Below are 11,613 nucleotides of genomic sequence, written 5' to 3'. Positions count from 1 at the left end.
GATAGTATCAATATTCATGCAATAAATGTGAATAAAAATACATTAACGTTGAGCATAAAGGAACCCGATGTTGAATACGCTGATTGTAGGCGCTAGCGGTTATGCGGGCGCAGAGCTTGTAAGCTACGTAAATCGCCACCCTCATATGACCATAACCGCTTTGACCGTGTCAGCGCAAAGCAATGATGCAGGAAAGTTAATTTCCGATTTGCATCCGCAGCTTAAGGGCATTGTCGATCTGCCTTTACAGCCCATGTCTGACATCAGCGAGTTTACCGACGGCGTCGACGTGGTGTTTTTAGCCACCGCGCACGAGGTCAGCCACGACCTGGCGCCGCAGTTCCTGGCGGCCGGCTGCGTGGTCTTCGACCTCTCCGGCGCGTTCCGCGTTAACGACGGCGCGTTTTACGAAAAATATTACGGCTTCACCCATCAGCACCCGGATCTGCTTGAAAAAGCGGTGTACGGCCTGGCGGAGTGGAGCGCAGATAAACTGAAAGAAGCGAATCTGATTGCCGTGCCGGGCTGCTACCCGACGGCGGCGCAGCTTTCCCTGAAGCCGCTGATCGACGCGGGCCTGCTGGATCTGAGCCAGTGGCCGGTGATCAACGCCACCAGCGGCGTGAGCGGTGCAGGGCGCAAGGCCGCTATCTCCAACAGCTTCTGCGAAGTGAGCCTTCAGCCGTATGGCGTGTTTAATCACCGCCATCACCCTGAAATCACCACCCATCTGGGCGCGGAGGTGATTTTTACCCCGCACCTGGGCAGCTTCCCGCGTGGGATCCTCGAAACCATTACCTGCCGCCTGAAGCCTGGCGTGACGAAAGAGCAGGTGAGCGAGGCCTTCACGCAGGCGTATGCGGATAAACCGCTGGTGCGTCTTTACGACAAAGGCGTGCCGGCGCTGAAAAACGTGGTCGGCCTGCCGTTCTGCGATATCGGCTTTGCCGTACAGGGCGAGCATCTGATTGTGGTCGCCGCGGAAGATAACTTACTCAAAGGCGCTGCCGCACAGGCAATGCAGTGTGCAAATATTCGTTTCGGCTTCCCTGAAACGCAGGCTCTTATTTAAGGTGTGATGATGAACCCATTAATTATCAAACTCGGTGGTGTACTGCTGGACAGCGAAGAAGCGCTGGAGCGTCTGTTTACCGCGCTGGTGAACTATCGCGAATCGCACCAGCGTCCGCTGGTGATTGTGCACGGCGGCGGCTGCGTGGTGGATGAGCTGATGAAAGGGCTCAACCTGCCGGTGAAAAAGAAGAACGGCCTGCGCGTCACCCCTGCTGACCAGATTGACATCATCACCGGCGCGCTGGCGGGCACGGCGAACAAAACGCTGCTGGCGTGGGCGAAGAAACACCATATTGCTTCCGTTGGCCTCTACCTGGGCGACGGCGACAGCGTAAAAGTGACCCAGCTCGACGAAGAGCTCGGCCACGTTGGACTGGCGCAGCCAGGTTCGCCTAAGCTGATTAACACCCTGCTTGAAGGCGGTTTCCTGCCGGTGGTGAGCTCTATCGGCGTGACCGAAGAGGGCGAGCTGATGAACGTCAACGCGGACCAGGCGGCAACTGCCCTGGCGGCCACGCTGGGCGCGGACCTGATCCTGCTCTCCGACGTGAGCGGCATTCTGGACGGCAAAGGCCAGCGCATTGCGGAAATGACGGCAGAGAAAGCCGAGCAGCTGATCGCTCAGGGCATTATTACCGACGGCATGATCGTCAAAGTGAACGCCGCGCTGGATGCGGCGCGCACGCTGGGCCGCCCGGTGGATATTGCCTCCTGGCGTCACGCGGAGCAGCTTCCGGCGCTGTTTAACGGCACGCCGATTGGCACGCGTATTCTGGCGTAAGTTTTTATTGAATGACCGTAGGCCGGGTAAGCGCAGCGCCACCCGGCGGAACTAACGAATAAAGGAACGATGTTATGGCACTTTGGGGTGGGCGTTTTACACAGGCAGCGGATCAGCGGTTCAAACAGTTCAACGACTCTTTGCGCTTCGACTACCGCCTGGCCGAACAGGATATTGTCGGCTCTGTGGCCTGGTCCAAAGCGCTGGTGACCGTTGGCGTACTGACCGCGGACGAACAGCAGCAGCTGGAAGAGGCGCTGAACAACCTGCTGGAAGAGGTGCGGCTGGATCCGCAGCAAATCCTGCAGAGCGATGCTGAAGATATTCACAGCTGGGTAGAAGGCAAGCTGATCGACAAAGTCGGCCAGCTGGGTAAAAAGCTGCACACCGGCCGTAGCCGTAACGACCAGGTCGCCACCGACCTGAAGCTGTGGTGTAAAGAGACCGTTGGCGAGCTGCTGGCAGCCAACCGTCAGCTTCAAAGTGCGCTGGTAGAGACCGCGCAGAACAATCAGGACGCGGTGATGCCGGGTTATACCCACCTGCAGCGCGCCCAGCCGGTGACCTTTGCGCACTGGTGTCTGGCCTACGTTGAGATGCTGGCGCGTGACGAAAGCCGTCTGCAGGATACCCTGAAGCGTCTGGACGTCAGCCCGTTGGGCAGCGGCGCATTGGCCGGTACGGCGTATGAAATCGACCGCGAGCAGCTGGCGGGCTGGCTGGGCTTTGCCTCGGCAACCCGCAACAGCCTGGACAGCGTCTCTGACCGCGACCACGTGCTGGAGCTGCTCTCCAATGCCTCTATCGGTATGGTGCACCTGTCGCGCTTTGCCGAAGACCTGATCTTCTTTAACTCCGGCGAAGCGGGCTTCGTTGAGCTGTCCGACCGCGTGACCTCAGGCTCATCCCTGATGCCGCAGAAGAAAAACCCGGACGCGCTGGAGCTGATCCGCGGCAAGTGTGGCCGCGTGCAGGGCGCGCTGACCGGCATGATGATGACCCTGAAAGGGCTGCCGCTGGCGTACAACAAAGATATGCAGGAAGACAAAGAAGGGCTGTTCGACGCGCTCGACACCTGGCTGGACTGTCTGCACATGGGCGCGCTGGTGCTGGACGGCATTCAGGTGAAACGTCCTCGCTGTCAGGAAGCGGCGCAGCAGGGCTATGCCAACTCCACCGAGCTGGCGGACTACCTTGTCGCGAAGGGCGTACCGTTCCGTGAAGCGCACCATATTGTGGGCGAAGCGGTGGTGGAGGCCATTCGTCAGGGTAAGCCGCTGGAAGATCTGGCGCTTGCCGATCTGCAAAAGTTCAGCGCGGTGATTGGAGATGATGTGTATCCGATTCTGGCGCTGCAGTCCTGCCTGGATAAACGTGCTGCGAAAGGCGGAGTGTCGCCGAAGCAGGTGGCGCAGGCGATTGCGGATGCGAAAAACCGGTTGGTTTGATTTGGTTTGATTTGGTTTGAATAGTGCGGGCTGGTGCCCTCACCCCGGCCCTCTCCCACGGGGAGAGGGAGCAAACACTAAAAATGGCAACTTCGGTTGCCATTTTGCTTTTACCTCGGGCTTTTTTTTAAGCAAAAAAAAGCGGACCACGGGGTCCGCAAAAGTTCACGTTGGCTTTAGTTGTTCGAGTTTTGAGAGAAACTCGATGACGGTGCGGGGACGTCAAGGGTCAAACACGGGCCGCCTCGTCTATGTGGTGTATTATTCAACAGAAAGCTTGATAGGGATAATCGTTCGTTGCTATGCTATCTATCGCCATGAACTATCGTGGCGACGGAGGATGAATAATGAATATTCGTGATCTTGAATACCTGGTAGCGTTAGCCGAGCATCGTCACTTTCGCCGCGCGGCAGATTCCTGCCACGTCAGCCAGCCGACGCTGAGCGGCCAGATCCGCAAGCTGGAAGACGAGCTGGGCGTGATGCTGCTGGAGCGCACCAGCCGTAAGGTGCTGTTCACCCAGGCCGGTCTGCTGCTGGTGGATCAGGCGCGCACCGTGCTGCGCGAGGTCAAAGTGCTCAAGGAAATGGCAAGCCAGCAGGGGGAGGCGATGTCCGGCCCGCTGCATATTGGCCTGATCCCAACCGTTGGCCCGTACCTGTTGCCGCATATCATTCCAATGCTGCACCAGACGTTCCCGAAACTCGAAATGTACCTGCATGAAGCGCAAACCCATCAGCTGCTGGCGCAGTTAGATAGCGGCAAGCTCGACTGCGCCATTCTGGCGCTGGTGAAAGAGAGCGAAGCCTTTATCGAAGTGCCGCTATTCGATGAGCCGATGATGCTGGCGATCTATGAAGATCACCCTTGGGCGAACCGCGATCGGGTACCGATGGCCGATCTGGCCGGTGAAAAGCTGCTGATGCTGGAAGACGGCCACTGCCTGCGCGATCAGGCGATGGGTTTCTGCTTCGAAGCGGGTGCCGATGAAGATACCCATTTCCGCGCAACCAGCCTGGAAACGCTGCGTAATATGGTGGCGGCGGGAAGCGGTATTACGCTGCTGCCTGCGCTGGCCGTGCCGCGCGAGCGCAAGCGTGATGGCGTGGTGTACCTGCCGTGCATTAAGCCGGAGCCGCGTCGCACGATTGGCCTGGTTTATCGTCCGGGGTCACCGCTGCGCAGCCGCTATGAGCAGCTGGCAGAGGCCATCCGCGGTGCGATGGATGGCCATTTCGACAGCGCGTTAAAACAGGCGGTTTAAGCCGTTCAGCGCGGCTACCCGATAGGCTTCCGCCATGGTCGGGTAGTTAAAGGTGGTGTTAACGAAGTACTCAATGGTGTTACCACCGCCTTTCTGCTCCATTATCGCCTGGCCGATGTGAATGATTTCCGCCGCGCGTTCACCAAAGCAGTGAATCCCGAGGATCTCTTTCGTCTCGCGGTGGAACAGGATCTTCAGCGTACCTACGCTCATTCCCACGATCTGCGCCCGCGCCAGATGTTTAAACTGCGCACGACCCACCTCGTAAGGCACCTTCATCGACGTCAGCTGCTGCTCGGTTTTGCCCACGGAACTGATTTCCGGGATGGTGTAGATACCCGTCGGAATATCTTCAATCAGGTGCGCCGTTGCTTCACCCTTCACCAGCGCCTGAGCGGCAATGCGGCCCTGATCGTAAGCGGCGGAGGCCAGGCTCGGGTAGCCAATCACGTCGCCGACCGCGTAAACGTGCGGCAGCGCGGTCTGGTACATGCTGTTGACCTTGAGCTGGCCGCGGCTATCGGTTTCAAGCCCGATATTTTCCAGCCGCAGCGAATCGGTGTTGCCGGTACGGCCGTTGGCGTACAGCAGGCAGTCGGCTTTCAGCTTCTTACCGGACTTCAGGTGCATGATCACACCGTCATCGCAGCCTTCGATCTTCTCGTACTCTTCGTTGTGGCGAATCACCACGCCGCTGTTCCAGAAGTGGTAGGAGAGGGAGTCTGACATCTCCTGATCGAGGAACGCCAGCAGGCGATCGCGGGTGTTGATCAGGTCAACTTTGACATCCATTCCGCGGAAGATCGACGCGTATTCGCAGCCGATGACCCCTGCGCCGTAGATAATGACGTGGCGGGGTTCATGATGCAGGCTCAGAATGGAGTCGCTGTCGTAGACGCGCGGGTGCGAGAAGTCGACGTCGGCCGGATGGTAAGGGCGTGAACCGCAGGCGATAACAAATTTTTCAGCGGTGATCGTCTCAACCGACCCGTCGTGGCATTCGAGTGCCAGGGTGTGTTCATCCACAAAATGCGCGTTGCCCTGCAGGATTTCACAGTGGTTACGCTCATAAAAGCCCTGACGCATGCGCGTCTGCTGGTTAATAACGGTATCCGCGTGATTCAGGATGTCGGCAAAGGAGGAACGAAGAAGTCGGGAGTGGTCGCTGTAAAGAGGGTTCTGGTTGAATTCGATAATGCGGCTAACGGCGTGGCGGAGGGCTTTCGAAGGGATGGTGCCCCAGTGGGTGCAACCACCGCCGACATTATGGTAGCGCTCAATGACCGCTACTCTGGCTCCCTGTTTCACCAGACCCATAGCAGCACCTTCGCCGCCGGGGCCGGAACCAATAACTATTGCGTCGTAATCGTAGGAATGTGGCATGGTAAGGCTTACCTGTTCTTATACATAAAAGCAACAGAATCATAACATCATTACCAGGGTAACCCAATTATCGTTGTGCTTTTTTCCGGCAGTGGAGCACAAACCGCACGTAAACAATCATTCACAAAGCCAGGCAAACAGATTAATTTTATTCTCTGGTATAGTGCCATCAGGCCTTTGGAAGGATTCAACTATTGTGATGGGCGTAAGAGCACAACAAAAAGAGAAAACCCGGCGTTCGCTGGTGGAAGCCGCATTCAGTCAACTGAGTGCTGAGCGGAGTTTTGCCAGTTTGAGCCTGCGCGAAGTCGCACGCGAGGCCGGGATTGCGCCAACGTCCTTCTATCGTCACTTCCGTGACGTGGATGAACTGGGCCTGACCATGGTCGATGAGAGCGGACTCATGCTACGCCAGCTGATGCGCCAGGCGCGTCAGCGTATCGCCAAAGGAGGCAGCGTGATCCGCACCTCCGTGTCGACCTTTATGGAATTTATCGGCAATAACCCCAACGCGTTTCGTCTGCTGCTGCGCGAGCGTTCGGGCACATCGGCGGCGTTTCGTGCCGCCGTCGCGCGGGAAATTCAGCACTTCATCGCGGAACTTGCCGACTATCTTGAACTCGAAAACCATATGCCGCGTGCGTTTACCGAAGCACAGGCCGAGGCGATGGTGACGATTGTATTCAGCGCGGGTGCCGAAGCGCTGGATGTCAGCATTGAACAGCGTAAGCAGCTCGAAGAGCGACTGGTATTGCAGCTCAGGATGATCTCCAAAGGCGCGTACTACTGGTATCGCCGTGAACAAGAGAAACTGGCACATCAAACCGAAGAGTGAAGGTGAGTAATGAAACAGTCAGGTCAGGATAAAGGGACGCTGTTGCTGGCATTGATCGCTGGCTTATCCATTAATGGCACGTTTGCCGCTATTTTTAGCTCCATCGTTCCATTTTCGATTTTCCCGCTTATTGCGCTGGTGCTGACGGTCTACTGCCTGCATCAACGTTACCTGAACCGCACCATGCCGGTTGGGTTACCTGGGCTGGCCGCCGCCTGCTTTATTTTGGGCGTATTGCTGTATAGCACCGTGGTTCGCGCGGAGTATCCGGATATCGGCTCTAACTTCTTCCCGGCTGTTCTGTCTGTGGCGCTGGTGTTCTGGATTGGCTCGCGCATGCGTAGCCGCAAGAGTCAACTGCCGGAGTAATGAGGTCTGAGTAGGGCAGGTAAGCGAAGCGTCACCTGCCAAAAACGCCGGCTAATTACTTCGCCGTGAGCAGTACACCGCACTCCATATGGTGCGTGTACGGGAACTGATCGAACAGCGCCAGACGTTCAACCTTGTGCGTCTGGCTTAATGTTTCCAGATTCTTGCACAGCGTCTCCGGGTTACAGGAGATGTACAGAATACGCGGGTACGCCTGCACCATCTTTTCGGTTTCGCTGTCCAGGCCGCTGCGCGGCGGGTCGACAAAAATCGTCTCACACTGGTAGCTCTTCAAATCGATCCCTTCCAGGCGGTTAAACTGGCGTACGCCGTTCATGGCCTGGGTGAACTCTTCTGCCGCCATACGAATGATCTGCACGTTGTCGATATGGTTAGCGGCGATGTTGTACTGCGCGGCCGCCACCGACGGCTTGGCGATTTCGGTTGCCAGGACGCGATCGAAATTACGCGCCAGCGCCAGCGAGAAATTGCCGTTACCGCAGTACAGCTCAAGCAGATCGCCCTTAGACCCTTCCGTCGCCTTCAGCGCCCACTCCAGCATTTGCACGTTCATCGCCGCGTTCGGCTGGGTGAAGCTGTTCTCCACCTGACGGTAAATCATCTCTTTACCCGCCACCGGCAGACGTTCGTCGACGTAATCCTGATCCAGCATGATTTTGGTTTTGGTCGCGCGGCCTATCAGGTGCACGTTGATGTTCTGCGCGCGCAGCGCATCGCGCAGGGCTTCGGCCTGCTCGCGCCATTCGTCGGTCAGCGCTTTGTGGTACAGCAGAGAGACAATCGCCTGATTGCTTTGGGTGGTCAGATAGTCAATCTGAAACAGCTTGTGGCGCAGCACCGGATTGTTGCGCACGCCTTCAATTATCAGCGTCATCAGCTGGTTGATAAGCTCGCTCGCTGCCGGGAAGCTGTCCACGCGAATGCGGGATTTGGTCTGCTGATCGAAAATGATGTGGTACAGGTCGTCACCGTCGTGCCAGATGCGGAACTCGGCGCGCATGCGGTAGTGGCTGACGGGGGAGCGGAACACCTCGGGAACGGGCGCGTTGAACGGCGTCATCATACTTTGCAGGCGGACAACTTTCTCTGCCAGCTGCGCGTCGTACTGTTCTGTCGGGAGGTGTTCTGGGGTCATGATGCGTCCTGAGTGATAAAGAATTACGCGGGGATTGTAGGGATTGTTCAGGGGATGTCCAGATTTAATGGCCAATAGCTGTCTGGACATCTATACGTGTCTAATTGTAGCATTCTGTTTCCGGTCTCCTGAGAGTGAAAAGGGAATCCAGTGAAAATCTGGAGCTGACGCGCAGCGGTAAAGACTGGCGGGATGAGAGCTGTAGACACTGTGAAAATGGGAAGTCTTCATCCGTATAACGCCACCTAGCCCGAAGACCTGCCGGAATCACGTCGCATTTGGTTTCATCATCGCGTGCTATAGATGAGGCCTGCGGCATCCTTCTTATATTGTGGATGCTTTAACAATGATTAAAAAAGTATCGCTGTTGACGGCGCTGTCCGTCACGGCATTTTCGGGCTGGGCGCAGGATAGCGCTGACTCGTTGGTGGTGACGGCAAATCGTTTTGAACAACCTGAAAAAACTATTCTGGCAGCAACGTCGGTGGTTACGCGTGCAGATATTGACCGCTGGCAGTCAACCTCGGTACTGGACGTTATGCGTCGCCTGCCCGGCGTGGATACGGCGCAAAATGGCGGGATGGGGCAACTCTCCTCTCTCTTTATCCGTGGCACCAACTCCAGCCACGTCCTGATTCTCGTTGACGGGGTCCGCCTTAACCAGGCGGGCGTCACGGGGTCGTCCGATCTCAGCCAGTTCCCAATCTCTCTGGTGCAGCGTATCGAATATGTTCGTGGACCGCGTTCGGCGGTATACGGCTCGGATGCGATTGGCGGTGTAGTCAACATTATTACTACCCGCGCGAAGGATGGTACGACGCTGAATGCCGGCGCAGGCTCGCACGGTTACCAGAATTATGGCGGCAGTACCCAGCAAACGCTGGGCGACAGCACGCGCGTCACGCTTGCGGGTGATTACACCTATACCAAAGGTTTCGATGTGGTTGCGGACGGCAATAATGGCGGCCTTGCCCAGACCGATCGCGACGGCTTTATGAATAAGACGCTCTACGGGGCGCTGGATCATGCATTCTCAGACCAGTGGAGCGGATTTGTTCGCGGCTTTGGCTACAGCAACCGTACGGCCTATGACGGTTACTACAGCTCATTTACCCCTGACGTTCTGGTCGATACCCGTCAGCTCTACAGCCAGACCTGGGACGCAGGATTACGCTTCAACGAGGATATCTTCCATTCACAGCTGCTCACCAGCTATAGCCACAGTAAGGACTATAACTACGATCCTAATTTGGGCCGTTACGATTCGACGGCCACGCTGGATGAAATCAAACAGTACAACGTCCAGTGGCTCAACTCCGTTGATGTGGGTCACGGGAACATTGGCGCGGGCGTTGACTGGCAGAAGCAGAGCACCGAGCCGGGTACAAACTACGTGACCAACGGCTACGACCTGCGTAACACCGGCGTCTACCTGACCGGGCTGCAGCAGCTGGGTGATTTCACTCTGGAAGGGGCGGTTCGCAGCGATGATAACTCTCAGTTTGGTCGCCATGGCACCTGGCAAAGCAGTGCAGCGTGGGAGTTCGTGGACGGTTACCGCTTTATTGCTTCTTATGGTACGGCCTATAAAGCCCCGAATCTGGGTCAACTCTATGGCTTCTATGGCAATGACCACCTTGATCCTGAAGAGAGCAAGCAGTGGGAAGGGGCGTTTGAAGGCCTGACGGCAGGCGTGAGCTGGCGCGTGTCCGGCTATCGTAATGACGTTGATAATCTCATCGACTTCAATAATAACCTTCAGGAATATTACAACGTCGGCAAAGCACGCATTAAGGGTGTGGAGGCGACAGCTTCATTTGATACAGGTCCGTTGACGCATACCGTTGGCTACGACTATGTGGATGCCCGCAATGCGGCAACCAACGAACTTCTGGACCGTCGTGCTAAGCAGCAGGTGAAATATCAGCTCGATACGCAGATCTATGATTTCGACTGGAGCCTGACGTATCACTATCTCGGCACGCGTTACGACACTGATTTTGGTTCTTATCCGTCAGAGAAAGTGAAAATGGGCGGTGTGAGCCTGTGGGATGTCGCAGTTTCATATCCGGTCACCTCACACCTCACAGTTCGTGGTAAAATAGCCAACCTGTTCGATAAAGATTACGAGACAGTTTATGGCTACCAAACTGCAGGACGGGAATACACCTTGTCTGGCAGCTACACCTTCTAATCCGCGCCCTACCGTGCTGGTGTTTGATTCCGGCGTCGGTGGGCTTTCGGTCTACGACGAGATTCGGCATCTCCTGCCGGATCTCCATTACATCTACGCCTTCGATAACGTCGCTTTTCCGTATGGGGAGAAGAGTGAGGACTTTATCGTTGAGCGCGTGGTTGAAATCGTCACCGCGGTACAAAAGCGCTATCCCCTTGCGCTGGCGGTAATTGCCTGTAATACGGCGAGCACCGTTTCTCTTCCCGCCCTGCGTGAGAAATTCCAGTTCCCGGTTGTGGGCGTCGTTCCTGCCATAAAGCCTGCCGCGCGCCTGACGGCTAACGGCATCGTGGGGTTACTGGCCACGCGTGGTACGGTAAAGCGTCCTTATACCCGCGAGCTGATCGACCGTTTTGCTAACGAATGCCAGATTGCAATGCTTGGCTCCGCAGAGCTGGTTGAGATGGCGGAAGCGAAACTGCACGGCGAGACGGTATCGCTCGAAGAGCTGCGTCGTATTCTTCGTCCGTGGCTGCGGATGCCCGAACCACCGGATACGGTTGTGCTGGGCTGCACCCACTTCCCTCTCTTGCAGGAAGAGCTATTAGAAGTGCTTCCGGAGGGGACGCGCCTGGTGGATTCTGGTGCGGCGATCGCTCGTCGCACGGCCTGGCTGCTGGAGCATGAAGCGCCGGATGCGAAATCTACCGATGCGAATATCGCGTTTTGCATGGCTATCACGAAAGAGACTGAGCAACTTTTACCCGTTTTACGCCGTTATGGCTTTGAAACGCTCGAAAAACTGGCGCTGTAACACGGTTTTGAGCAAAAAAGAGACGGTTGAAAGTTTTTTTTAAAAGAGGGGTTGTCAACGTCTGAGAACTCCCTATAATGCGCCTCCACTGACACGGAACAACGGCTTGCAAGCCGCCGGGTTAGCGGGGTTCAGAGATGAACGCCAACAGAGAAAAGTGAAAATAATCGCTTGACTCTGAATGAGGAAAACGTAATATACGGGACCTCGCAACGGTGAGCTGAAAGCCGCGTTGCAACTGCTCTTTAACAATTTATCAGACAATCTGTGTGGGCACTCAAAGTGACATGGATTCTTAACGTCCCCGGACGA

Annotated in this window: 10 protein-coding genes and 1 riboswitch; of the genes, 8 read left to right on the top strand and 2 right to left on the bottom strand. The window is 56.4% G+C overall.

Annotated features, from left to right (window positions below):
- Positions 1 to 67: 67 nt before the first annotated feature.
- The 4 genes from argC (at position 68) to oxyR (ending at position 4,568) form a co-directional block, all read left to right on the top strand.
- Complete coding sequence (gene argC, locus OSH03_RS21770; RefSeq protein ID WP_151412521.1) at positions 68 to 1,072, top strand: N-acetyl-gamma-glutamyl-phosphate reductase; 1,005 nt, start codon at positions 68 to 70, stop codon at positions 1,070 to 1,072.
- Between the two features lie 6 nt (positions 1,073 to 1,078).
- Positions 1,079 to 1,855, top strand: coding sequence for an acetylglutamate kinase (gene argB / locus OSH03_RS21765; protein ID WP_090420882.1), 777 nt, complete (start codon positions 1,079 to 1,081; stop codon positions 1,853 to 1,855).
- A gap of 74 nt (positions 1,856 to 1,929) precedes the next feature.
- Positions 1,930 to 3,303, top strand: coding sequence for an argininosuccinate lyase (gene argH / locus OSH03_RS21760; RefSeq protein ID WP_061096479.1), 1,374 nt, complete (start codon positions 1,930 to 1,932; stop codon positions 3,301 to 3,303).
- A gap of 347 nt (positions 3,304 to 3,650) precedes the next feature.
- Positions 3,651 to 4,568 (top strand): DNA-binding transcriptional regulator OxyR, encoded by a 918-nt coding sequence (gene oxyR / locus OSH03_RS21755; protein WP_025758848.1) that lies wholly within the window; start codon positions 3,651 to 3,653, stop codon positions 4,566 to 4,568.
- Here oxyR and sthA read toward each other — a convergent pair.
- Positions 4,551 to 5,951: a Si-specific NAD(P)(+) transhydrogenase gene (sthA, locus tag OSH03_RS21750; RefSeq protein WP_061096478.1), complete on the bottom strand. Its 1,401-nt coding sequence runs from the start codon at positions 5,949 to 5,951 to the stop codon at positions 4,551 to 4,553. The two genes, oxyR and sthA, sit on opposite strands and share 18 nt — an antisense overlap.
- 196 nt (positions 5,952 to 6,147) lie before the next feature.
- Between sthA and fabR the strand changes: the two genes are divergently transcribed.
- Together fabR and OSH03_RS21740 are read left to right on the top strand one after the other, a co-directional pair.
- Complete coding sequence (gene fabR / locus OSH03_RS21745; RefSeq protein ID WP_008501784.1) at positions 6,148 to 6,786, top strand: HTH-type transcriptional repressor FabR; 639 nt, start codon at positions 6,148 to 6,150, stop codon at positions 6,784 to 6,786.
- A gap of 9 nt (positions 6,787 to 6,795) precedes the next feature.
- Complete coding sequence (locus OSH03_RS21740) at positions 6,796 to 7,155, top strand: YijD family membrane protein (protein ID WP_008501783.1); 360 nt, start codon at positions 6,796 to 6,798, stop codon at positions 7,153 to 7,155.
- 55 nt (positions 7,156 to 7,210) lie between these two features.
- Here OSH03_RS21740 and trmA read toward each other — a convergent pair whose 3' ends face one another.
- Positions 7,211 to 8,311: a tRNA (uridine(54)-C5)-methyltransferase TrmA gene (gene trmA / locus OSH03_RS21735; protein ID WP_061096477.1), complete on the bottom strand. Its 1,101-nt coding sequence runs from the start codon at positions 8,309 to 8,311 to the stop codon at positions 7,211 to 7,213.
- Positions 8,312 to 8,415: 104 nt separating this feature from the next.
- A riboswitch (cobalamin riboswitch) is annotated at positions 8,416 to 8,591 on the top strand.
- A gap of 66 nt (positions 8,592 to 8,657) precedes the next feature.
- Here trmA and btuB point away from each other — a divergent pair.
- The gene (gene btuB, locus OSH03_RS21730) at positions 8,658 to 10,505 is read left to right on the top strand and encodes a TonB-dependent vitamin B12 receptor BtuB (protein ID WP_266180067.1); all 1,848 of its coding nucleotides are present in this window, start codon (positions 8,658 to 8,660) and stop codon (positions 10,503 to 10,505) included.
- Positions 10,450 to 11,301 (top strand): glutamate racemase, encoded by an 852-nt coding sequence (gene murI, locus OSH03_RS21725; RefSeq protein WP_028014824.1) that lies wholly within the window; start codon positions 10,450 to 10,452, stop codon positions 11,299 to 11,301. The genes btuB and murI overlap by 56 nt, the downstream gene beginning before the upstream one ends.
- Positions 11,302 to 11,613 lie beyond the last annotated feature (312 nt).

Source organism: Enterobacter nematophilus (assembly GCF_026344075.1).
GTDB lineage: Bacteria > Pseudomonadota > Gammaproteobacteria > Enterobacterales > Enterobacteriaceae > Enterobacter > Enterobacter nematophilus.
Note: the sequence above shows the minus strand (reverse complement) of the source record. Positions and strands in the feature narration are given on the sequence as shown.

Bases quoted from the DNA above. Each gene is read 5' to 3' on its own strand.
- argC (WP_151412521.1), top strand. From the start codon at position 68: ATGTTGAATACGCTGATTGTAGGCGCTAGCGGTTATGCGGGCGCAGAG.
- argB (WP_090420882.1), top strand. From the start codon at position 1,079: ATGATGAACCCATTAATTATCAAACTCGGTGGTGTACTGCTGGACAGC.
- argH (WP_061096479.1), top strand. From the start codon at position 1,930: ATGGCACTTTGGGGTGGGCGTTTTACACAGGCAGCGGATCAGCGGTTC.
- oxyR (WP_025758848.1), top strand. From the start codon at position 3,651: ATGAATATTCGTGATCTTGAATACCTGGTAGCGTTAGCCGAGCATCGT.
- sthA (WP_061096478.1), bottom strand. From the start codon at position 5,951: ATGCCACATTCCTACGATTACGACGCAATAGTTATTGGTTCCGGCCCC.
- OSH03_RS21740 (WP_008501783.1), top strand. From the start codon at position 6,796: ATGAAACAGTCAGGTCAGGATAAAGGGACGCTGTTGCTGGCATTGATC.
- trmA (WP_061096477.1), bottom strand. From the start codon at position 8,311: ATGACCCCAGAACACCTCCCGACAGAACAGTACGACGCGCAGCTGGCA.
- btuB (WP_266180067.1), top strand. From the start codon at position 8,658: ATGATTAAAAAAGTATCGCTGTTGACGGCGCTGTCCGTCACGGCATTT.
- murI (WP_028014824.1), top strand. From the start codon at position 10,450: ATGGCTACCAAACTGCAGGACGGGAATACACCTTGTCTGGCAGCTACA.